At 45.6% G+C, this 22923-nt stretch carries 18 protein-coding genes; 16 read left to right on the top strand and 2 right to left on the bottom strand.

Translation table 11 applies throughout. The features are described from left to right. Positions 1-100: 100 nt before the first annotated feature. From pyrR to DESACI_RS17705, 12 genes are all read left to right on the top strand, one after another. Positions 101-658 (top strand): bifunctional pyr operon transcriptional regulator/uracil phosphoribosyltransferase PyrR, encoded by a 558-nt coding sequence (gene pyrR, locus DESACI_RS17760; RefSeq protein ID WP_014828589.1) that lies wholly within the window; start codon positions 101-103, stop codon positions 656-658. Positions 659-863: 205 nt separating this feature from the next. Then, positions 864-1799, top strand: a complete 936-nt coding sequence (locus DESACI_RS17755; RefSeq protein ID WP_014828588.1) for an aspartate carbamoyltransferase catalytic subunit — start codon at positions 864-866, stop codon at positions 1797-1799. After that, entirely contained in the window at positions 1786-3096 is a 1311-nt protein-coding gene (locus DESACI_RS17750; protein WP_014828587.1) for a dihydroorotase, read from the top strand. Before DESACI_RS17755 ends, DESACI_RS17750 begins: the two co-directional genes overlap by 14 nt. A 59-nt stretch (positions 3097-3155) precedes the next feature. Then, the gene (gene carA, locus DESACI_RS17745) at positions 3156-4301 is read left to right on the top strand and encodes a glutamine-hydrolyzing carbamoyl-phosphate synthase small subunit (protein ID WP_014828586.1); all 1146 of its coding nucleotides are present in this window, start codon (positions 3156-3158) and stop codon (positions 4299-4301) included. Then, positions 4302-7475, top strand: a complete 3174-nt coding sequence (carB, locus tag DESACI_RS17740; RefSeq protein ID WP_014828585.1) for a carbamoyl-phosphate synthase large subunit — start codon at positions 4302-4304, stop codon at positions 7473-7475. Positions 7476-7563: 88 nt separating this feature from the next. Continuing rightward, positions 7564-8412, top strand: coding sequence for a dihydroorotate dehydrogenase electron transfer subunit (locus DESACI_RS17735; protein WP_014828584.1), 849 nt, complete (start codon positions 7564-7566; stop codon positions 8410-8412). After that, entirely contained in the window at positions 8399-9319 is a 921-nt protein-coding gene (locus DESACI_RS17730) for a dihydroorotate dehydrogenase (RefSeq protein WP_014828583.1), read from the top strand. The genes DESACI_RS17735 and DESACI_RS17730 overlap by 14 nt, the downstream gene beginning before the upstream one ends. Before the next feature lie 122 nt (positions 9320-9441). Continuing rightward, positions 9442-10125 (top strand): orotidine-5'-phosphate decarboxylase, encoded by a 684-nt coding sequence (pyrF, locus tag DESACI_RS17725; protein ID WP_085939253.1) that lies wholly within the window; start codon positions 9442-9444, stop codon positions 10123-10125. 22 nt (positions 10126-10147) lie between these two features. Further along, complete coding sequence (gene pyrE, locus DESACI_RS17720) at positions 10148-10756, top strand: orotate phosphoribosyltransferase (protein ID WP_014828581.1); 609 nt, start codon at positions 10148-10150, stop codon at positions 10754-10756. A gap of 92 nt (positions 10757-10848) precedes the next feature. Next, entirely contained in the window at positions 10849-11706 is an 858-nt protein-coding gene (locus DESACI_RS17715) for a YihY/virulence factor BrkB family protein (protein ID WP_014828580.1), read from the top strand. Between the two features lie 321 nt (positions 11707-12027). Beyond that, a complete protein-coding gene (locus DESACI_RS17710) occupies positions 12028-13509 on the top strand; it encodes an alkaline phosphatase family protein (RefSeq protein ID WP_014828578.1) in 1482 nt (493 codons plus the stop codon). A 468-nt stretch (positions 13510-13977) separates the two neighbouring features. Beyond that, positions 13978-14430, top strand: a complete 453-nt coding sequence (locus DESACI_RS17705) for a peptidoglycan recognition protein family protein (protein WP_014828577.1) — start codon at positions 13978-13980, stop codon at positions 14428-14430. A gap of 11 nt (positions 14431-14441) precedes the next feature. Here the strand turns inward: DESACI_RS17705 and DESACI_RS17700 are convergent, their stop codons facing one another. After that, complete coding sequence (locus DESACI_RS17700) at positions 14442-16466, bottom strand: penicillin-binding protein (protein WP_014828576.1); 2025 nt, start codon at positions 16464-16466, stop codon at positions 14442-14444. Between the two features lie 611 nt (positions 16467-17077). Here DESACI_RS17700 and DESACI_RS17695 point away from each other — a divergent pair. The 4 genes from DESACI_RS17695 to mnmM are packed head-to-tail and all read left to right on the top strand — an operon-like array spanning position 17078 to position 20682. Beyond that, positions 17078-17761 carry a DUF2225 domain-containing protein gene (locus tag DESACI_RS17695; protein ID WP_014828575.1) on the top strand — a complete coding sequence of 228 codons (684 nt, stop codon included), beginning with the start codon at positions 17078-17080 and terminating at the stop codon, positions 17759-17761. A gap of 52 nt (positions 17762-17813) precedes the next feature. After that, entirely contained in the window at positions 17814-19025 is a 1212-nt protein-coding gene (locus DESACI_RS17690; protein ID WP_014828574.1) for an MDR family MFS transporter, read from the top strand. A gap of 24 nt (positions 19026-19049) precedes the next feature. Continuing rightward, positions 19050-20078, top strand: coding sequence for an aldo/keto reductase (locus DESACI_RS17685; RefSeq protein WP_014828573.1), 1029 nt, complete (start codon positions 19050-19052; stop codon positions 20076-20078). 28 nt (positions 20079-20106) lie between these two features. Next, the gene (gene mnmM, locus DESACI_RS17680) at positions 20107-20682 is read left to right on the top strand and encodes a tRNA 5-(aminomethyl)-2-thiouridylate-methyltransferase MnmM (protein ID WP_014828572.1); all 576 of its coding nucleotides are present in this window, start codon (positions 20107-20109) and stop codon (positions 20680-20682) included. A 254-nt stretch (positions 20683-20936) separates the two neighbouring features. Here mnmM and DESACI_RS17675 read toward each other — a convergent pair whose 3' ends face one another. After that, positions 20937-22802 (bottom strand): Rqc2 family fibronectin-binding protein, encoded by a 1866-nt coding sequence (locus DESACI_RS17675; RefSeq protein ID WP_014828571.1) that lies wholly within the window; start codon positions 22800-22802, stop codon positions 20937-20939. Positions 22803-22923 lie beyond the last annotated feature (121 nt).

Genomic DNA, 22923 nt, shown 5'->3' with positions numbered 1-22923 from the left:
AAGTAGGAAAGGGCTGTCTGCTATGAGGGACAGTCTTATTTATTTGTCAGTCTGATCTGTGTTCTATGAGCTATACTCCAGAAGAAAGGAGATGATTGCTTTGGAAGGAACGATTAAAAGCAAGATATTAGATGCGGATGGGATCCGCCGGGCGCTTACACGGATTGCCCATGAGATCGTAGAGAAAAATAAAGGTACAGATAAACTTGTTCTGGTTGGAATTAGACGTCGTGGTGTACCCCTGGCTGAACGTATCCGCCAATATATTTTGGAATTTGAAGGCGTTCAATTACCGATGGGAATTTTGGACATAACTCTTTATCGAGATGACTTGAGTACCATTGATGTTCATCCGGTAGTTCATGAAACTGATGTTCCGGTGAGTATTGAAGGAAAAACGGTCATACTGATTGATGATGTTCTTTATACAGGACGCACAGCTCGAGCTGCTTTAGATGCCACCATGGATTTAGGCAGACCTGAGAGAATTCAGCTGGCTGTCTTAGTTGATCGTGGACACCGGGAGCTTCCCATTCGCGCAGACTTTGTCGGCAAAAACTTACCGACCTCGCGTCGTGAAATTGTCGCTGTGCGTTTGCAGGAAGTTGATGCTGAAGAAGACGTGCTTTTGTTGGAACGGGAAGGTTTCAGCGAATAGTAATTCATAGTGACGTATCCCTTTAAATGCCATCCAGAGAGATGGTCAAGGGGCGAGCGGGGTTTTTTGGCTATGCCTAATTTTAATCCTCTCCCTTCTTGGGAGAGGATTTTTTATTACAATCAGAGAGTATAAACTTCACTCTGAATAGAAGTTGCAGTGCAGGGTATACAAATGAAGGGACAGAATGATTAGGAGGGTTACGATGAAATTGCAGCGTAAAGACGTTCTTGGATTAGAAGAGATGGACGTGGAAGAAATTCGCCAAATCTTACAGACGGCGAAAGTAATGAAAGGAATTTTAATGCGTCCTATCAAGAAGCTACCAACCCTTAAAGGCAAATCTGTCGTCAATCTATTTTATGAGGCCAGCACGAGGACCAGAACATCCTTCGAAATGGCGGCCAAAGTCTTAGGAGCGGATACAACGAGTATTGCCGTGGCTCAAAGCAGTGTGAGCAAAGGGGAAAGTTTATATGATACCGCCAAAACGATTCAAGCGATGCGGGCGGATTTAGTCATTATCAGACATTCCAGTTCCGGTTCGGCCGGTTTTCTGGCGGATATTTTAGAGGCGGGAGTTATTAATGCCGGAGACGGTCAGCATGAACATCCAACTCAAGCCTTGTTGGATATTTTCACGATGGAAGAAAAACTGGGAGATTTAAAGGGAAAAAATGTGGTCATCGTGGGGGATGTTTTGCATTCCCGCGTGGCCAGGAGCAATGCCTGGGGTCTTCAAAAGCTGGGAGTCAATGTAACATTGGTGGGTCCCCCCACGTTGGCGCCTGAGGAGATGAGGGGACTGGGAGTAAAGGTGACCCATGATCTCGACAGTGTTTTGCCGGGTGCCGATGTGGTCATGGCCCTGCGTTTACAATTGGAACGTCAAAAAAGCGGACTGTTTCCCAGTCTGAGGGAATACAGTCATCTTTATGGCTTGACAACCGAGCGTTTGAAGAAAACAGGGAAGGAAAGTGTCATTATGCATCCGGGACCCATGAACCGGGGCGTGGAAATTTCCGATGAGGTGGCAGACAGCGCTCAGGCTTTAATTGAACGCCAAGTTACCAACGGTGTAGCCATTCGCATGGCTTTAATTTACCTACTGATTGGAGGGTCTGCAAATGTTGTTGCTTAAAGATGTCTGGGTTGTTGATCCCGGTCAGAAACTATCGAGTCCTCAAAGTGTACTTGTTAAAGAGGGTAAAATCTTAGCGATGGCTTCCACCATGAGCGAAGAAGAGGTTCACTCTCAAGCTCAGGAAGAAACCATTGAGACGATTAACGGGGAAGGCAAGTTCCTTTTTCCGGGATTAATTGACGTTCATACCCATTTGCGTGAACCTGGGCAGGAGGACAAAGAGGATATTTTAAGCGGTTCCCGCGCGGCTGTTCGGGGAGGATTCACAACAATCTTAGCTATGGCTAACACCCAACCGGTAATTGATAAACGGGCTTTGGCGGAATTTGTACGGCTGCAAGGTGTACGAGCAGGTTATGCCCAAGTTCTGCCCATCGGAACGGTTACCAAAGGTATGCAAGGTGAAGAACTTGTGGAAATGGCGGATATGAAAGAGGGCGGAGTTGCGGCCTTCTCAGATGATGGGAAAAATATACAAAACGGGGAAGTTATGAGGCTGGCCTTAGAATATGCGAAATTGACAGGACTGCCTATCATCAGCCATTGCGAAGATAAATATTTGGCGGGAGACGGTTTCATGCGCCGGGGAATAGCTGCGGGCCGAATGGGGCTCAAAGGAATCCCAGCCAGTGCCGAAAGCGTTATCGTTTCTCGGGATTTGATCTTGGCTGAGGAAACGGGCGGGAAACTTCATCTGGCTCACATTTCAACTGCCGAGAGTGTGGATCTGATTCGCAGGGCCAAAGCACGGGGCGTCAATGTCAGTGCTGAAGTTAATCCCCATCACTTAATTTTCTGTGATGAAGACATTCATCTTACGGATACTTCACTTAAAGTAAATCCGCCCTTGTCCTCAAAAGAAGACCGCGCTGCCCTGATTGACGGGCTTCGTGACGGGACGATTGATATGATTGCCACAGACCATGCACCGCATACTCAGGCAGAAAAGGCCCGGCCCTTTGCCGAGGCACCCTTTGGCATTGCAAGTCTGGAAACTGCGCTGAGTGCTGTGTACCAGCACCTGGTGCTGACAGGAAAACTTACCTGGGAGCGGGTCATCGAGGCTTGGAGTTATTTGCCCGCCCAGCGCTTTGGGTTAAAGGGAGGAACGCTTACGCCTGGCTCAGCTGCGGATATGGTGCTCTTCGATCCTGCCTATCAAGAAGTGATCGAACCTGGCAATTTGGTTTCCAAAGCACGCAATACTCCGTTTTTAGGTCAGACTCTTCAAGGTTTTCCAGTGATGGTTTGGGTCGGCGGACGATTAGTACAAGAAAATCGAAGGGTTCTATAGGAAAGTAAAGAGAGTGTTTGAAGAAAAGTAAAGAGAGTATTTGAGAGGAAGTGTTGAAGGTGGCTTATCTCGTTTTTATGGATGGGACGACCTTTGCAGGGGAAGCGTTTGGCGAGTGGGAGAACTATTCTTCCTCACCGACAGCACGGGAAGTAGTTTTTAATACATCCATGAGCGGTTATCAGGAGATGATTACGGATTTATCCTATGCCGGGCAAATCTTAGTTCTAACTCAGCCGCAAATTGGAAATTACGGCTGGCATCATGAAGAAAATGAAGCAGACAAAACTCGTCTCCAAGGCCTGATTGTTCGCGAGCTTTCTCAAGGAGAGGGAAGCCTGCATGCTGAGGGGGCATTGGAAGAATATTGCCAGCAGCATGGTGTACAAGGACTAAAAGGTGTTGATACAAGGGCATTGACCCGCTATCTAAGGGACTTCGGCACTTTGTCGGGAGTTTTAGTTAAGTCTTGGGAAGAGGGAAAAGATTATTGGCAGGTGCGGAAAGAAAGCTCTGAGAATCTGAGTAACTGTCAATTAAATCATACTAGCACTTTATGTAAAGATGAACATTGGGTTTATCGCTCAACCGTTAAAGAAGTCTATGAAATACCGGGCTCAGGCCCTTTAATAGCCGTCTTTGATTTTGGGGTTAAACGAAATATTCTGCGCTCTCTTCAACAGAGAGGCTATCGAATTATGGTGTTTCCAGCCGGATCAACGGCAGAGGAAATCTTATGGCAGCAGCCAAGGGGTATGGTTTTAAGCAATGGTCCCGGGGATCCCAGTGAATTGCCGGAAATAGTTGATACAGTCCGCCAATTGTATAGTAAACTGCCTGTTTTAGGTATCTGTCTGGGACACCAACTTCTCGCTCTGGCAGCGGGCGGGGAGACTTACAAACTTCCCTATGGGCATCGCGGAGGAAATCACCCTGTTCTTGATCTCCGAACAGGTAAGGCTACGATGACATCACAAAATCACGGTTATGCCGTTATCGATGATTCTTTAAAAGGAACCGGTTTTGAAGTCACGATGAGGAATCTTAACGACGGAACGGTAGAGGGAATGGAGCATGAAACGTATCCTGTTCTGTCAGTTCAGTTTCATCCGGAAGGAGCTCCCGGCCCGGAAGAAAATGAGGAGATTTTCCAGCGTTTCACAGAATTGGTGGCAAGAAATTGCCCAAGAAAGGGGAGAATGTAAATGCCCAAGAAAGAATGGAAAAAGGTTCTGGTCATTGGCTCAGGCCCCATTATTATTGGGCAGGCGGCAGAGTTTGATTATGCCGGGACCCAGGCCTGCCGGGCAATACGGGAAGAGGGAATTGAGGTTATCCTGGTAAATTCCAATCCGGCAACGATTATGACGGATCGGGAAACGGCCGATCGAATTTACATCGAACCTTTAACTGTAGAATCTGTAGAGCGTATTATTGAACGTGAGAGACCTGACGGTTTAATTCCGACCATGGGCGGGCAAACGGGCCTTAACTTGGCTTACCAACTGGCTAAACGCGGAGTTTTGGAACGCTGCGGTACCACGTTGATGGGAACCTCCTTGCAGAGCATCGATCAGGCTGAAGACCGGGAAAGTTTCCGAGGCTTGATGCAGCGTTTGGGTGAACCCATCCCGGAGAGCAAAATTGTCGATAACATCGAGGATGCTCTGGAGTTTGCCGGGCAAACGGGTTATCCTTTGATCGTGCGGCCCGCTTTCACACTGGGGGGAACCGGAGGCGGAATTGTCGAAAGTAATGAGGAGCTGGAACAAGTTGCTCAAAGCGGACTGCAGGCAAGTCTTATAGGCCAGATTTTAGTCGAGCGAAGCGTCGCCGGCTGGAAAGAAGTCGAATTTGAGGTCTTGCGGGACGGGTTAGGCAACTGTATTACCATTTGTCATATGGAAAATATGGATCCCGTTGGAGTACATACGGGAGACAGCATTGTTGTTGCCCCTTGTCAAACGTTAACTGATCGGGAAGTTCAGATGCTGCGCAGCGCTTCGCGACGGATCGTCAATGGGCTGGGAATTGAAGGCGGGTGCAATGTTCAGTTTGCTCTTCATCCTTCGAGGATGGAATATGTAGTGATTGAAGTCAATCCCCGGCTTAGCCGCTCCAGTGCCCTGGCGTCCAAGGCTACCGGGTATCCTATTGCTAAGGTCGCAGCGAAAATCGCTTTAGGGTATGCGCTGACTGAACTAAAAAATGCCGTAACGGGTAAGACCTCCGCTTGTTTTGAACCTGCTTTGGACTATGTCGTGGTCAAGATACCCCGCTGGCCTTTTGATAAATTCACTGATGCGGATCGCAAACTGGGAACTCAAATGAAAGCCACCGGAGAAGTAATGGGTATCGGCAGAAATTTAGAAACTGCTTTGCTGAAAGCCATTCGTTCGCTGGATATAAAAGTATCTGGGGTCCTCATGAAGGAATTAGAGAACCTAAGCGACCAAGACCTAAAGACTGCTTGTCAGCAGCCGGATGATCGCGAATTGTTTGTTCTGGCCGAGGGAATACGCAGGGGATGGCCTCTTGAGGAATTAGCGGAACTTACAGGCTGGAACTCCTATTTCCTGATGATATTGCAACGGTTAGTCGACTTCGGCGGAAATTTAAAAATCTCTTCTTGGGATGCCGAAACCTTAAGCAAAGGTAAACGATTAGGCTTTTCCGATACGGAAATAGCAGATTTTTGGAATACTACAGAAGATGAAATTTATCTGTTTCGCCGCAAGAACAAAATATTACCTGTCTTCAAAATGGTCGATACCTGCGCCGGAGAGTTTGAAGCGACGACTCCTTACTTTTACTCCAGTTATGATGTTGAAGACGAAGGGGAGGTCCATAAGCGGCCTAAGGTTGTGGTCCTGGGTTCTGGGCCGATTCGGATCGGACAGGGGATTGAATTTGACTATTGTTCGGTGCATGCTGTCCTGGCATTGAGACGGAGGGGATATGAGAGTATTATTGTTAATAATAATCCCGAAACTGTCTCTACGGATTTTGATACTGCCGACCGGCTGTATTTTGAACCTTTGACCTTGGAAGATGTTTCGGCGATTTTAGATAAAGAACAACCGGAGGGTGTTATCGTTCAGTTTGGGGGACAGACGGCTATCAGTTTAGCTGGCAGCTTAGAGCGGCGAGGCTACCGGATTTTAGGTACCAGTGTGGAAAATATAGATCGCGCGGAAGAGAGAGGAACCTTTGATCGTGTTTTGCAGGAATTAGGGGCTAAGCGCCCGCGGGGGGGCGGAGCCAGGACGATGGCAGAGGTCCGGCAAGTGGCGGAAAGGATCGGCTTTCCTTTAGTGGTTCGTCCTTCCTATGTCCTCGGGGGACGGGCCATGGAAATTGTCTATGCGGAAAAGGAGCTGGAACTGGTCGTAAAGCGCGCTTTCAGTGCTTCTTCCGACCAAGAAATCTGGATGGACCAATATCTTCTGGGCAAGGAAGTGGAGGTTGATGCAATCTCTGATGGGGAGAACGTTTTTATCCCGGGTATTATGGAACACCTGGAACGGGCCGGAGTTCACTCGGGAGATTCCATTGCCGTATATCCTCCCCAATCCCTGGAAGAGGAGATGCAAAAGAGAATAATCGCTTTGACAGAATCCTTGGCCCGGTCGCTGCAAATAAAAGGCTTAATCAATATTCAATACGTCATCTATCGAAAGGAACTCTTTGTCTTGGAAGTTAATCCCCGATCCAGCAGAACTGTACCTTTTTTAAGTAAAGTGACTGGGGTGCCCATTGTAGATTGGGGAACTCAGGTTATCTTAGGCAGGCGGTGGGAAGAAATCGGGATTCCCCATGGTATCTGGCCTTTGGAAAATCGAGTGGCAGTTAAGGCTCCTGTTTTTTCTTTTTCGAAGCTGCAAAAGGTTGAACCTTCTTTAGGGCCGGAGATGAAATCTACCGGAGAAGTTATGGGGATGGACAAGACTTATGAGAAAGCTCTGTATAAAGCTCTCTTAAGCATGGGACTTTCCTTTACAACCTACGGAACCGTGTTAGTTACTTTGGCAGATCGGGATAAAGAAGAAGGGGTCGATCTTGTTCGACGGTTTGAAGAACTAGGGTTTCGGATTCTGGCGACGGCCGGGACGGCACGATATTTAACAAATAAAGGAATAAGAGTTGAACCCATTGCCAAGCTTCATGATGGTTCCAATGAAATTATCGACGGGATTCGAAAACATAAAATTCGGTATGTGATCAACTCCACCACTCACGGGCGAGTTCAGGAGAGCGACGGTTTTGCCATCCGCAGGGCTGCGGTGGAGTACGGAATTCCTTGCTTTACCAGTTTGGACACGGCGGCGGCACTTCTCCATGTGTTGGAAAGTATTTCCCCAAGCCTTCTGCCGCTGTAAGTATAGAAATTTTGATCCAATCATATGACTTCCCACTTCTGAATTATCAAAGTTTGAGGTGTTTAATGCTGTGCAAGGAGAGGATGCTATGCTTTCCCAGGGACTTATTGTAAGACATGAAGACATGGGTGACTATGATCAAAAGCTTAGGCGATTGGTTCTCAAAGGGCCCTTCGCCAAGATTGCCAAGGCAGGACAATTCGTTTCGCTGCAGGTTCAGGACTCTGCACGAGCATCCTTAGACCCTTTATTACGGCGTCCCATTAGCATTGCCGAGATTTGTCAGGAGCGGGAGGAGATCACGCTCCTTTACCGAATCAAGGGCAGAGGAACAAAGATTCTTGCCCAAGCTCGCTGCGGGGAGAGTTTAAGTATCCTAGGTCCGTTAGGAAATGGCTTTTCTTTGCCCCAAGAGGGAGAACTCTGGTTAGTTGCCGGGGGAATTGGTATTTTCCCCTTGTTCGCCTTAGCTCAAAAGGCTATTGCCCAAGGGTTGAACCTGCGGTTATTCTGGGGAGGAGAAAACAAGGCCTTCTTGGAGAGCGCGGGATTGACTCAGTGGAGAGAATTGGCAATAGAAATGAGCCTCAGTACCTTGGATGGGAGTCTCGGCTCCCAGGGCTTGGTAACGGAACCGGTTCGAGAAGCCCTCAATAAGCTGGAACCTGGAAACAAAAATGGTGAAGCCCAAGAAAACCGAGTGCATATAGCGGTATGTGGCCCTAAGGGCATGATGCAGAGCGTTGCAGAACTCTGTAAAACCTTTAAAATTCCTGCAGAAGTATCGTTGGAAGAACGAATGGGCTGTGCTGTAGGGGCTTGTCTGGGATGTGTATGTGCGTTAAAGGATAGCGAGGGCCGCTTGATTCACAAAAAAGTTTGTTTAGACGGACCGGTTTTTCCTGGTGAGGAGGTTGTTTGGGATGAAACCTGTTGATATGACGACCCGGCTTGGTGAAATTACTCTCCGAAATCCCATAATCACCGCGTCCGGAACCTATGGATTTGGTGAGGAGTATCTCGCCTATTGTCCTCTTGAAGCTTTGGGCGGGATTACCTTAAAGGGGATTACTCCTCTGCCCCGCCTTGGCAATCCGGTTCCCAGACTTGCTGAGACACCGGCAGGACTCTTAAATGCTGTTGGTCTGGAAAACCCGGGATTAGAGGAATTCCTAAAATCTTATCTGCCGAAACTTGGCCAAGCTCCCACAGCAATAATAGCTAATATATCTGGGTTTTCTCTGGAGGATTATGCCTCCATGGCCCGGGCCTTGCAGCAGGATTCAGGAATAACGGCCTTAGAAGTTAACATTTCCTGCCCCAATGTTAAACATGGCGGGATGCATTTCGGAACAGACCCTCAGAGCGCCCAGGAAGTGATGGCTGCTGTCAAGGCTGAGACAAACCTGCCGGTTATTGCTAAGCTTTCTCCTAATGTCACAGATATCGTCGGGATGGCTCGAGCGGTCCAACGCGGTGGTGCGGATGCCCTCTCTCTCATTAATACGCTTTTAGGAATGAGCATTGACATCGATGCCCAGCGTCCCGTCTTAGCGAACACCTTTGGGGGGCTATCCGGGCCTGCCATTCGTCCCGTGGCGGTACGGATGGTTTGGCAAGTGGCTGAAGCAGTAGATTTACCCATCATTGGTATGGGGGGAATTACTTCTTGGGAGGATGCGGTGGAATTCCTCTTAGCCGGCGCAACAGCCGTCAGTATTGGCACAGGCAATTTTTACAACCCCCAGGCCCCCCTGGAAATTCTGGAGGGTATCCGTACTTACTGTGAACAAAGAGGGTACTCTAAAGTGAAGGAATTAGTGGGTTTAGCCCATAGGGGTTAACATAAGCCGGAACGATCTTCGTACTTTGCTTAGGCGGGAAGTTTAGGCTAAACGAGATCACCGGACATGACTGTTAGAAATCAGGAGGGATCGTGGTGGGTAGAAACTTAAATAAAAGAATCATGGTTGCCCTGGATGTTAAAGGGCGAGAAGACGCCCTTGTTTTGGCAAATGCCCTTCAGGGAAGCGGCTGCTGGCTTAAAGTCGGAATGGAATTGTACGCCTATGCTGGGCCGGCCATGATTCGGGAACTAAGGGCACTGGGATTCCCCATTTTTTTGGATCTAAAATTACATGATATTCCGACGACCGTAGAACGAGCCATTCGTGGGTTTGTACAAGCCGGAGTGGATATGATCAACGTACACTGCAGCGGTGGCTATGAAATGATGGCTCGAGCGGCTTCTGCCGTCCGTGAAGAAGGAGATAAACTGCAAGTTGTTCCGAAAGTTATAGGAGTGACGGTTTTGACAAGCATGTCGGAGCACCAATTTAAAGAGGAAATGGGAGTGCAGCGCAAGTTGCAGGAACATGTTGTGGCCTTGGCCAGACTCGCTGAAAAGGCGGGTTTAGATGGAGTTGTAGCATCAGCTCAAGAAGCCAGCGAGATTCGCAGGAATACGGCCCAGGATTTTTTGATTGTTACTCCGGGAATTCGGCCTGCTTGGAGCGAAGCAGATGATCAAATGCGGGTTTTAACTCCTCATGAAGCCTTGGCGGCGGGCAGTTCTTATCTCGTGGTGGGCAGACCGATTACTCGTGCTGAAAATCCTCGAGAAGCTTTAGAGAGACTATGGCTGACCTAAGAAAAGAAAAGGAGAGAACACTATGCCGGAAAATCAGACCATCAATAAAAACCAGACCCTTACTGAAGAGGATTATCTCGATTTATTCAGAAAAAGCAACGCCCTTTTAGACGGCCACTTTCTCTTGACCTCCGGAAAACACAGCGCCCAATACATGCAATGTGCCCAAGTGCTGCAGTATCCTCAGCGGGCGGCAGTTTTGGCGGAGGGGTTAGCTTCGGCTTTTCGTGACAAGGAGATTGAAACTGTCATAGGACCCGCCATGGGAGGCATTCTGGTGGCTCATGAAGTTGCTAAGGCTTTAGGCGTTCGTGCTTTATTCACTGAACGAGAAAATGGAATCATGAGACTGCGCAGAGGGTTTAGCCTTTCGCCCGGCGAAAAGGTACTGGTGGTAGAAGATGTCATTACAACCGGGGGATCTGTGCGTGAAGTCCTTACAGTAGTTCAAGAGATGGAAGCCATACCGGTTGGGGTTGGGGTTTTAGTTGATCGCAGCGGCGGGTCGGTGGATTTTGGCTTACCTAAGCGTTCCATTCTGCAATTAAAGATTGAAGCCTATGATGCCCAGGAATGTCCCCTTTGTGCCCAAGGAATCCCGGCCATAAAGCCGGGAAGCAGAAAAATCTAGCAGCTTTTAAAAACTCATGGGGGTTAAAGGGCAGCTTCTTGGGAATGCTAGGTCAGAGTTGTTGTTTCCAAGAGGCGGGTGGATTTTAGCAGATGATTCTTTGGCGAAGGATTCTTGCGTTTATACGGAGTCTCTTAAAGTCGATCATGGAGCATAATATAGCCGCCTTAGCGGCGGCTATCGCATTTTTTGGCTTCTCTTCCATGATCCCTTTGCTGCTCTTATTGATTTATGGTGCTTCGATTTTTATTCCTCAGGAGACAGTACAGAACTTTATATCTGCCGTTTTTCAGTCTTATGTTCCGGCTTTGCCGGATGCCAAGATCTATCTTTCCCAAAATGTGTCCAGATTGGTCTTATTAGGCTCAAATAAAGTGGGCCTTTTTGGGATTCTTGGGCTGCTTTGGACCACTGTAGGCGGTTTTGTTTCCTTTCAGAGAATTTTAGATACCATTTGGAACGTTCACGAGAGAAGGTCTTTTCTTAAACAGTACCTGGTTGGGTTTGGCATGCTCATGGTTCTAGTCAGCCTAACGGTTGTTTCTTCTTTGGCAACGATTGTCTCTGTAGCTCTTGTTAAGAATTTTCTTACTCCTCAGCAAAGCATTCCCTTATGGCTGGCGTTTTTTCACGGCATATCCCATTTGTCTTTTCCTTTGCTGCTGTTTTTGACCTGTCTTTTTTGTTATAGGTTTTTGCCCTCCCAAACGATTAGCTATTTTTATCTTTTCTTAGGTGCTCTGATCTCAACGTTAGGTATATACCTCTCACGAGTTGCCTTCGTTTGGTATACGGCAAACTTAGGTCAATATGAGATGATCTATGGTAGTCTGACATTTATCATGCTATTTACCTTTTGGGCTTACATTTCCTGTATTATTGTTTTGTTTGGAGCTGAAGTGGCAGTGACTTTGAACAAGCTAAAAGATGCTGATAAGGAATTTAGATAATTATAGTCATTTGTATCTAATCATTTTTCTGCCGGTCAAGTTGTTGTTTTGTTTTTTTGATATGGTACCAGGCGGTAACGAATAGTACTACTGTAAAGAAGGCTGCACTTGTCTCTTGGTTTGAGATGATTTTCATGTCCAACTCTCCTTGCCGGTAATGTTTATAAATACCTTAGCAAGATTATCTTAAAATTAGCTTAAGAAGTCTGGGAAAATATCAGGAACAAATCTCAGGAAGTGTTTAAAATCGGTTATCCGTGACAAGAAGGAGATAATTTTGCTATAATGAATTCTACTAGGTTTATTTGAAGGGGGTCGATCATGAAAAAGGCCATCCTCTTTGTGATAGACTCTTTACACCCGACGGTATTAGGAAGAATTCTGGCAGAAGGGAATGCTCCCGCTCTCAGTTTTTTGGCGGAACATGGAACTTATATTGAACGGGTTATTTCGACGTTCCCTACCATGACACCTGTGGCCACCAGCTCGATGATAACCGGGTCAGGCCCTCACCGGCATGGTGTTCCCGGATTTATTTGGTACAATGAAAGTATACGAAGAATTGTCGATTACGGTGCAACTTGGCAAAATCTTTTGAAGATCGGCCCCGAAAAGGTTATTCGTAATTTGTTATTAAACCTCAACGGAGAGCATCTTGCTTCAGATACTCCTACTCTCTATGAGACATTAGAGGCTGCGGGATTCAGCACCGGGAATATCAACCTTTTTATGCATAGGGCTGCTCATACATATACGGCAAAACTTCCGTTCTTCATTGCATTAGCTACTGGCTTTAAGGTTCGATCTGAAGAGGTTTTCGGCCCTTCTCATTTAACCTTAGGACAACTGGTTCACCCGCCTTTTTCTCAGCGGTCATCGGCTTATCCCAGGGGTCCTTTTCACCGTTTTGGGTTTAATGATGTTTATTCAGGCGAAATAGCCCGGCAGCTTGTTCATGATGGTAGTTTGCCTGATTTCACGGTGGTTTACTTTCCGGATAATGATAAGAATTCTCATCATTACGGTCCTTTGCGCACAGGTCCTTCCTTGGAACTGGCTGATCAACAAATCGCGTCAATCCTTGATGAATTTGGTTCCTGGGATATGGCCTTAGAGAAAACGGCCATGATTGTCACTGGAGATCATGCCCAATCAACCGTAGGATTAGGTCCCGAATACCTAATTGATCTGGATCAACAGCTTAAAATGTTTAAGCGCTTGAGACCCATGGAAACGGCTGAAGAGGGATACCACGAAATTGCTGTCTGCCCGAATGAACGTATGGCCTTTATTTATCTTTTACATAGATCACAGGATCTTTTACCGTCAATTGTGGATATTCTGGGCAAGGATGCAAGGAATGCCCAGATTTCCTGGAAAGCTGGGGAAAATAAATATTCTGTTCTTCAAGGCGGGACGGAAAGGCAGCTTTATTTTTCCGGTGAGGGTTCCTTTACGGATGTTTATGGTCAAAGCTGGTCTTTTGAAGGGGATTTAAGCGTGGTTGATGCTCAAGTGACAGGTGAGCATACCATCGAATTTGGAAAATTCCCTGATGCCTTTATGCGTCTCATGTCCGCTTTGGAAGCACGCAAGGGAGATCGAGTGGTTGTTTCCGCCATATCCGGATGTGAGTATTATGCAGAAGGGGCACCGATTCACCCCGGAGGAGGCAGCCATGGCTCCTTAGAAGAAGAGGATTCCACCGTGCCTATGATTGTGACCGGTATGCCTCTCCCCGTTCGGGAACCGCGAATTATTGATTTATATACTATGATATTAGAGCATTTTGGCGTTAGTTGAGCCAATAATTAGGTCATGCCTTCGGGTCGGGTAGCTTCGCCCACATCGTTCACTCAGCAATCCGAGGCTCGCTCACTTGCTTCCGCGGGAGCTATCTTCAGCGGATAAGTATTCTTTGGAGATAGCCGCTTCGAGCAAAAATGTCCACCGGACATTTTCGTGCCGAACCTCAGGGTAGTACCTGATGTGAACCACGGCTCCGCTTTCCCCATGCCGCTAAAGCAGGGTCATCAGATGATGAAAAAGTATCGATTATAGCAATCGATACTTTTCTTTATTTCTGGCTTAAAGGTTTATCTAAATATGATTTTGATGTAAAGAATCCTCATAGCAAGGCTTGAAGCGATTTTTCTCCATTCACGCGAATAAGGGCTGCTGCATAAATCATTAATTAAACGCAATTGCAACAGCATATTAAAAACTTTAGGCAGTTATTGCGGAAGGTGTGCAAGAAAGGGGGAAGTGGAAATGGATTGGCAAAAGATCGTAATTCACCACACGGCAAGTCCCACGGAGGTGAAGCGTTTTGGTAAAAGTGTCCCAGTTGATGCCAAAATGATACGGGGGTGGCATAAGACTAAGGGGTGGAGTGATATCGGATATAACTTTGTAATTATGCCCGACGGAAGTTGTCAAGACGGAAGACCCTTGTCCCAGCAAGGAGCTCATTGTAAAGCCGGCAAACGAAATTCTATGGGAATAGGAGTCTGCCTGGTGGGAAATTTCAGTGAGACAACGGTACCGGAGGCTCAGCTTGACGGACTGGTAAATAAGATTGTTCAGCTTCTGCTGGACTTTAACTTAGGTATCGAAGACGTTGAGCTTCACCGGGAAGTACCGGGAGCAGTTACTGAATGTCCGGGACGAAACTTTCCGGTGAATACGCTTAAAAAGAAACTAGAAGCAGCAAAGGGCTGTTAATGGCTTTAGAATTATGGGGAGGACAAAGAGGAGAACGTCACATTAATGGTTGTACCTTTAGTAACCACTTTTCCTGCCGGCAGAGATTGTTGATTGGCCAGACCGCTTCCTGTAAAACTAAAGTGCAGTTCAGACTTTTCTAATATGACTCCGGCTTGGCGCATGGTAAGTCCCGTTAAATCAGGTACTACAACTTCTTCGGCGCTTGGTGCGCGCTCAGGTGTTACAGGTTTCGGAGTGGGACGAACTGAGGTTTCATTTGGAGAAATCGAAACGTTGCTTTGAGTATCGCCGGCTACAGGAATACCATAATATTGCAGAGTCCCTTCAAGGATTGCTTTTGCCGGGGTAGCGCAAATAGGACCACCGTCATGTTCACCATCGGCCATTTTTGGTGTGTCGACAATGACTAAAAGAGCAATTTTGGGATTTTCGGCAGGTGCATAAGCCGCAAAGGATGCTATATAATCGGTGGCCGAATAATCACCGGTTTTAGGATCAATCTTCTGAGCGGTTCCTGTTTTGCCGGCTACGTTAATTCCCGGGATTTTTGCCAGATACCCCGTCCCATTGTTAACAACTTGTTCCAATACTCCTGTCATTTGAGCTGCTGTTTCTTTTGAGATAACTTGCCGAACTGGAGTCGGCTTATTTTGTTGGACTAGCTGCCCATCAGGAGTTGTGATTTTATCAACAATATAGGGTTTATACAAAGTTCCTCCGTTAGCAATGGCAGAGATAGCCGTTAATAATTGAATAGGTGTCACTGAATTTGCTTGACCAAAGGACATTGTGGCAAGGTCTAGTTCTCTGGCTTTGTTCTGAGGAACAATTATGCCGCTTTCCTCGCCGGAGATATCAATACCGGTTTTAGAACCAAATCCAAAGGCTCTTAAGTATGTGTAAAATTTATCCATTCCCAGTTTCATGCCGACTTGGGCAAGGACAACGTTGGAGGATGACTGCATTCCCTGGGTAAAGGTGGTGTTTCCACGAGCTTGCACGTTAGAATCCCAGTTGGTAATCACTTTCGGACCGACTTGAAGGTAGCCGGGGTCGTAAAATACAGAATCCGGGGTTATTACTCCTTCTTCTATTGCGGCGGAGCCGGTAACTGTCTTAAACGTAGATCCTGGTTCATAGGTCATGCTGATGGCCAGGTTGCGGCGGACTTCAGGATTTGAGTTCTGGTAATTAGAAGGATCAAAGGTTGGCCGAGAGCCCATTCCCAAAACTCGTCCTGTTTTTGGATCCATCGCTAAAATAGTGACGCTTTTTGCTTGGGTCGATTGTGCCAAACTATCTAATTGCTGTTCAATTAAATACTGAATGGTTGAATCTAGGGTTAAGGTGAGGTTATCCCCTGGAACCGGAGGTTCATCTTGAGAAGGAGCGCCTAAGATGGAGCGGGCGCGCGTATCTTGCTCCTGGGAAATAAAGCCTTGTCTACCGAATAAATCTTTGTCGTAATAAGATTCGATCCCTTCAACTCCATGACCGGCTTGATTTACAATGCCAAGTGCGGAGGCAGCCAGACTTCCCATGGGGTTGACGCGTTTTTCTTCATCATTTAAGCCGACTCCAGGAATTTTCAGGGCCATTATTTGATCGGCCTTTTGAATGTCAACTTGATGTGCTAAGCTAATCCACGATAAGTTTATTTTGTTAAGACTAGACAGTATATTCTGGGGATCAATTCCGAGAATATTTCCCAGTTCCTTGGCGACATCTTCTTTGCTGCTTTTGAATTGTTTTTTAGAAATCAGATCATTTAATGTTTTAGGATCCGCATAGACCTCTTTAACAGGAATGCTTTGGGCCAAAACATTCCCTTGGGCATCATAAATGGTGCCTCTTGGCGGCCGAACCTTTTCATCATTTGTTCGCCGTTCAATACCCTTTTGCTTAAGGTCTGATGCTTGAACAACTTGAAGATCGATCAGTCTGCCGAATACCACGAGTACTAAAGCAGCCAAGAATATTTGGACCCAACGATCGCGAGAAAAATAGGCTACTTGTTTTTTTCTTAGTTTCAAAGTTGTTTTCTACCTGCCCTTCATATCCAAGCGCTTAACGAGGAACTGTTCTGGCTTATAAAAAGTCCCCTCAAAGGAGAGGGGAAGCGGAATCTATTTAGAAAGTTGAAGATTGTCTTCTCCATTATTATAGCGTAGATTTTGTGATCAGACATACATGTTCTATTAAAAAATTGTTAAACCTTATAATGGGATTTATCTAATTCTTAATCATATACACGATTCAATTTGGAAATTATGAAGGAATTTAGTGAAGAGAGTCGAATCAATAGTCGAGATACGTTTTAATTTTTTTATACTATCGGAACGTATAGCCTTCGGTTGTGTACTGAAAGAAGGGCTAATATGTACGAAGACAGTGTCTTCGTCCTCTAGCATCAGTGCAACTTAGCCGTCGCTTTCGCCAGAGGCTCAGCGACAGTTAAGTTTTCTTTATACTATGAAAAGTATAACCTTCGGTTGTGTACTGAAAGAAGGGCTATTTCGTGCGAAGACAGTGTCTTCGGCGCCCGCCAAGTTTTCTTTAGCCGGGAACTAAATCACTTAAACAAACTGCGCCTTGTTGACTTGATTTTAATTAGAGACGCAAATTATGGAAAGGAGTGCGAGAGATGGAAGCTTTTTACGAAAAGGAAGTTGACTGTCCATGCTGTGGGCATAAGTTTCATACCCTTAGAGTTCGTTCAAGGTTTGCCGCACCCTATAAAATCGATAGTGACTTCTGCCCCCATTTCAAAGATGGAACTCCTAATCCACATTTTTACTATGTAAGAGTCTGTCCGGAATGTGGTTTCGCTTTTACCGATGAATTCTCCAAGAGTTTCCCTTCAGGTACCAAAGAAATTATCAACGCAAAGATATCCTACGAGTGGAAAAAACAAGATTTTGGACAGCTCCGGGATGCCCATAAAGCTATTGAGTCCTTAAAGCTGGCAATCTATTCTGCTACCTTGAAAAAGGAAAAACATGCTGTTTTGGCGGGCTTGTGCCTGCGTTTAGCATGGATTTACAGGACGGAAGATAAACTGGAAGAGGAAAGTCGTTTTCTGAAGCTAGCTCTTCAAGAATATGAAGCTTCTTATACCTATTCTGATTTTAACGGGACTTCGATGTCTGAACTCAGAGTTTTATTTCTTATTGGCGAGTTATATCGTCGTCTTGGGCAATATACCAAAGCTATTAGCTATTTTTCGAAGATAGTGGAACATCCGATGCGCGACGAAGAGCCCAAGATCTTAAATATGGCTCGAACTCAATGGCAGATCACTGTGGAAGAAAACCGTAACTCTCATTAATTTTTTATTTTTTATAGAGAGATTTTTTAGGTAAGGTGTTATCAGATAAACAATGTTAAATGCTTATAAAGGGTTACCAAAAAGTATCTATATTTTTTTCGTTGTGCAGGTTATCAATAGGTTCGGGGATTTTGTAGTTCCTTTCCTAACCTTGTATCTGACAAAAAAACTGGGCCTATCGTTTGAAACTGCGGGGGCCATCGTTATGGTCACATCGCTGCTAAGCATTCCAGGATCGCTTTTGGGAGGTAAACTGGCAGACCAATTGGGCAGAAAAAAAGTATACATTGCTGCCCAAACTGCAGCGGGAATTTTCTTGATTCCTTGTGCCATACTCAAGAGCCCTTCTGTTATTGTTCTGTGTATTTTAGCAGCTACTTTTTTCAATGGGGCTGTTAGGCCCGCTGTTAATTCTCTGATCGCCGATATCTTACCGCCTTATCAAAGACAGTTGGGGTATTCGCTGAATTATTTGGGGATTAATGTTGGGGTTGCCTTGGGGCCGATTGTTGCAGGATTCTTGTTTAATCATGCTCTGCCCCTGCTCTTCGTGGGTGATGCCATAACGTCATTCATTGCGGTAAGTCTTGTCGTTATCCATGTTACGGAAGTGAATCCCTTTGCCCTGGAGATTGCTGTTACAAAAGAGGAAAAAGAAGAATCCGGGAATCTTTTAGAGGTTCTTCTGCGAAGACCTATGATTATGTTACTTTTATTGATCTATAGTATTTATTGCGGCGTTTATATTCAACATAGATTTTCTTTGCCGATTATGCTTGATCATAAATTCTTAGCTCAAGGTCCGGAACAATTCGGTTGGCTTATGAGTGTGAATGCCTTTACGGTTATTCTCTTAACCATGGGAGTTACTCATTTCACCAAACGATTTAAGCCTCTGACCAATATGGCTGTCGCAGGCTTTTTGTATGCGATCGGCTTTGGCATGATTGGTAGAATTAATTCTTTTTTTATGTTCATAATCTCCACCATTTTATGGACATTGGGAGAAATTCTAATGGCTACTAATTTTGGCGTCTTTATTGCCAATCACAGTCCAAGAAACTTCAGAGCTCGATTCAGCGCTTTATCCAATCTGAATAAAGCCGCAGGAGGAGCCATAGGGACGTCGCTTATGGGCCTTTACATTGGCTCGAGAGGTATCAATGAGGTATGGAATTTGGTCTTTTGGGTAGCCTGTACCTCCGCCGTTCTAATGTTATTGCTGTCCATTTATTCTAACAGAAAACGTTTGGCAGATAACTAAATTATCTGAAAGGAATTAACCGTTATGAAGTATCGCAAACTAGGTAGAACAGGATTAAACATTTCTGAAGTTGGTTTTGGCTGTATCCCTATTATCCGGCTCAGTACGAAGGAGGCAGTTCATTTATTGCAGTATGCCTTTGAGCGGGGGATTAATTTCTTTGATACGGCAAACGCTTATCGAGACAGTGAGGAGAAAATTGGTTTGGCCCTGAAAGAGAAGCGGGACAAGATTGTGCTGGCGACTAAAACAGGGAAAAGGGATGCAGCGGGGGCCATGGAACATATCGAAAATAGTCTGCGCCTGCTCCAAACGGACTATATTGATTTATTCCAATTTCATCAGGTCAGTAAAGTAGAAGACTGGAAAGCAATTCTTGCTCCCGGCGGGGCTTTTGAGGCTGTTGTCAAAGCGAAGGAACAGGGGAAGATTCGCCATATAGGGATTACATCTCATAGTTACGAGATGTCGCTTAAATTGATTAAGACCAAACTTTTTGTCTCGATCATGTTTCCTTTTAGTTTCCTTGAAGATCAAGCGAAAGAAGAAATGCTTCCTTTGACTCAACAATACGAAATGGCCTTTCTTTCCATGAAGCCTTTTGGCGGGGGTGTCATAGACAGTGCGGCTTTAGCCTTTAAATTTTTAAGACAGTATCCTGAGGCTATCACGATCCCCGGCTTTGATTCGGTTGCTTATCTCGACGAAGTTTTGTCCTTCTATGAGCAGCCTAATGTCGTAACCGAGGAAGATATAGCTGCCATGGAAAACTATCGGAAGGATTTAGGGTCTCAATTTTGTCGTCGTTGTGAATATTGTCAGCCTTGTCCCAATGGCGTCATGATTACACCGGCGATGGGCTACCCGATCGTAGCCAAACGAATGTCACCGGATGTTTCGGTAGAATTCTCCAAAAAGGCTATGGAAAGTGTTGCTCAATGCATTAGTTGCGGAATTTGTATCGAACGTTGTCCATATGACCTTCCAATCCCGGATATTTTGCAAAGAAATCAGAACTTATATGCGGAGCATATTAAATCTATCAGTAAATAAGATTGTTCGGGCAGTCAGGGGCTTAGAGGTGAAGGATATTTTTTCAAATGTAATAGAATTAGCAAAGAAAATCTGTAAAGCGAAATTGACTGAGGGGGACCGGGCAGTTGACTGCACTATGGGCAATGGAAATGACACTGCCTTTTTGAGCAGTTTAGTGGGGAAAGATGGGAGAGTTTATGCTTTCGATATTCAAGAACAAGCCCTTGTTAATACAAGTAAGAAGCTGCAGGAGTTAAATTTCCTGGACAGAGCTGTCTTAATTTGTGACGGGCATGAGACTATTGAGAAATACATTAAAGAACCCGTTAGAGTATTCCTGTTCAATCTTGGATATCTTCCTAAAGGAGATCATTCGATTACAACCCAAAAAGAAACCACTCTTCAAGCTGTTCAGAAATGTTTAAACCTCCTTGAGCCGGATGGAATTATTTTGCTGGTTATTTATCCAGGACATGATAATGGAAAAGCGGAGCAAGAGGCTTTAGTTCGCTATAGCTCGACTTTAGATCAAAAAAACTATAATGTTGCCCGCATCTGTTTGACGAATCAGGTCAATAATCCTCCTGAACTTCTTTGTGTAGAAAAAGTACTTCCCAGATAAAAAGTCAGCCCAGAAATTTAAAATTTCTGCGCTGACTTTTCTCCATCTAAGCAGGCCCGTGAGAAACTAAAGTTTGTTTCTCACGGGCCTTTTTCTTTACGAAAATGTATTACCAGGTTACTCCGCAAACCGAAAGGTTCTTGAATATTTATACGTTCACTCAGCAATCAGAGGCTCGCTCACTTCCTGGTCAGGAGCAAGCGCAACTTGGCTGCCGAGTGTTTCTGGAGACAGAGATGGCGGAAGATACGAATTTACTGGGCATTCTCTTCGCTGGCCAATAGTCGTTCTAGGATTTCCTGCTTGGGGGTAAGGTAGAGGGTCCAGTTCTGTTCGTAGACTACCATGCCCGGTTTGGCTGAGTTGGGTTTCTTAAGTTGTTTGACATGAGTGTAATCTACCGGAACCTGAGAAGACCCTCTTGACTGGCTGTAGTAGATAGCTAAAGCGGCTGCTTCTTCTAACGTTGCATCGTCAGGGAATTCTTCGCCGTCCTCAAGTGGTACGAGAACATGAGAACCGGGGATTTGCTTGACATGGAGCCATAAATCGTTGGGGTTACCCTTCCTTAGGGAAAGCCAATCGTTTTGAGCGTTATTTTTGCCAACGTAGATAATTCGGTCCTGACTTGACCTGTAGATCCGAGGAGAAAGCATTTCCTTGGAGGATTTAGCTTTTGGTTTTACTTTAGTTTTTGACTTTGCGTTAGCTTTAGCCTTTGAACTCCCTTTGCCAGATTTGGAAGAGTCCTTGAGCATATGTTTTCCCGCTACATATCCCTGATCAGCAAGTTCAGCATAAATTTCCTCAAGATCTGAAAGGGTGGAAGCTTGATCTAAACTAACTCGTAAGGAATTTAAATAGTTGATTTCTTCGTTGGCGTCTTCTTGAAGCTGCTGGGTTTTAAGCAATGTAGCTTTGGCTTTGTTGTAAAGTTTATAGTAGCGTTGAGCATTGTCAATGGCCGTAAGATTGGGATCAAGAGGAATCGTTACTTGGGCCAGAGAGGGGTCATGGTAATCTTCAACGGTGACTTCCTTCGCTCCGGAGGAAATTCGGTGAAGATTGGCGGTGAGGAGTTCACCCCATCGTTGATAGGACAGATTGAAATTAGCCTCAGTGATTGTTTCTTCATAGACTGCCAGCTTTTTTTGGTAGTGAGTTTGTTGTTCTTGAACGACTTTGCGGAGTGAACCGCGTTTGGCTTCGAGGTTATTAGCGGTGGCTTTGGCTCGGAAGAAGCGTTCAATCGTTTCATTTAAAGAAAGGAACGTTGATTTTCTTAACTCATAATATTGCTGAAAGGGGACAAAGGAAAAGGCAAGGGGAGGAGATTGGGGCTGAAGAGAGTAATAAAGACTGGGCTCAATTGTCATACCATCCTTGGGATTACAAAGCCGTTGATATGCTTGGAAAATTCTCGAAAAATCAATGTCGCCGCACTGATGGAGGTAAGTATCCTCTGTTAAGCCGGCTTGAATTACCACTTCAAGGGCCAATTCCGGACTAATCCCGGCAAAATGGGAAACGAGAAGTTTCGTGATTTTAGCTTCGAGATCAGCCGGAGAAAAGCATTGCCGCCAAGCTTCTTCATCTTCTAGCGGAGGCTGTTTCCCTTGAGAAGGAGGAGCAAGATAAGTTCGTCCGGGGAGAACTTCACGGTAACGACTTAGGGCATGGGAGTAACGTTTCAGTCCGTCGAGGATTATCCCGGCGGCTGGGTCCACAAGAATTAGATTGCTGTGTTTGCCCATAATTTCTAAATGGAGAAACAGAGTGACAAGATCACCCCGGTCGTTATAGTTTTGAATTTCAAAGGTGATCACTCGTTCCAGTTCACGTTGATGTATGCCGGTTAATTTTCCTCCCTCCAGGTGTTTACGCAGGATCATACAAAACATGGGCGGAGCAGAAGGATTTTTTTTAGTTTCGTCAGTCAGGTGAAAGCGCGGGGAGGTGGCCCCAGCGTTAAGCAAGAGTCGCTTGTTGCCTTGGTTCAGTCTCAATTGGAAATGGACTTCATCTTTTTCAGGTTGAAAAATTTTATCGATACGTGCTCCTTCCAGTTGAGGAGCAAGTTCTTTGACTAAATAGGCGAGGGTCACACCATCTAAGGCCATGAGAGGTCTCCTTTCGTTGTCCCGAATCGTTTTTAGTATAACACACTTGTACAACTGAGGCATTTTTCAGCATTTTTCAGAATAAGCATGTACTACGAGATGGACAAAGAGCAAGGAACAA

The sequence above is a fragment of the Desulfosporosinus acidiphilus SJ4 genome (genome assembly GCF_000255115.2).
Lineage (GTDB): Bacteria > Bacillota > Desulfitobacteriia > Desulfitobacteriales > Desulfitobacteriaceae > Desulfosporosinus > Desulfosporosinus acidiphilus.
This window is presented reverse-complemented; position numbering and strand designations above follow the sequence as displayed.

Bases quoted from the DNA above. Each gene is read 5' to 3' on its own strand.
- DESACI_RS17715 (WP_014828580.1), top strand. From the start codon at position 10,849: ATGATTCTTTGGCGAAGGATTCTTGCGTTTATACGGAGTCTCTTAAAG.
- DESACI_RS17730 (WP_014828583.1), top strand. From the start codon at position 8,399: ATGAAACCTGTTGATATGACGACCCGGCTTGGTGAAATTACTCTCCGA.
- DESACI_RS17705 (WP_014828577.1), top strand. From the start codon at position 13,978: ATGGATTGGCAAAAGATCGTAATTCACCACACGGCAAGTCCCACGGAG.
- DESACI_RS17675 (WP_014828571.1), bottom strand. From the start codon at position 22,802: ATGGCCTTAGATGGTGTGACCCTCGCCTATTTAGTCAAAGAACTTGCT.
- pyrF (WP_085939253.1), top strand. From the start codon at position 9,442: ATGGTTGCCCTGGATGTTAAAGGGCGAGAAGACGCCCTTGTTTTGGCA.
- DESACI_RS17690 (WP_014828574.1), top strand. From the start codon at position 17,814: ATGTTAAATGCTTATAAAGGGTTACCAAAAAGTATCTATATTTTTTTC.
- DESACI_RS17755 (WP_014828588.1), top strand. From the start codon at position 864: ATGAAATTGCAGCGTAAAGACGTTCTTGGATTAGAAGAGATGGACGTG.
- pyrE (WP_014828581.1), top strand. From the start codon at position 10,148: ATGCCGGAAAATCAGACCATCAATAAAAACCAGACCCTTACTGAAGAG.
- DESACI_RS17710 (WP_014828578.1), top strand. From the start codon at position 12,028: ATGAAAAAGGCCATCCTCTTTGTGATAGACTCTTTACACCCGACGGTA.
- DESACI_RS17735 (WP_014828584.1), top strand. From the start codon at position 7,564: ATGCTTTCCCAGGGACTTATTGTAAGACATGAAGACATGGGTGACTAT.
- DESACI_RS17685 (WP_014828573.1), top strand. From the start codon at position 19,050: ATGAAGTATCGCAAACTAGGTAGAACAGGATTAAACATTTCTGAAGTT.
- DESACI_RS17750 (WP_014828587.1), top strand. From the start codon at position 1,786: ATGTTGTTGCTTAAAGATGTCTGGGTTGTTGATCCCGGTCAGAAACTA.
- carB (WP_014828585.1), top strand. From the start codon at position 4,302: ATGCCCAAGAAAGAATGGAAAAAGGTTCTGGTCATTGGCTCAGGCCCC.
- DESACI_RS17695 (WP_014828575.1), top strand. From the start codon at position 17,078: ATGGAAGCTTTTTACGAAAAGGAAGTTGACTGTCCATGCTGTGGGCAT.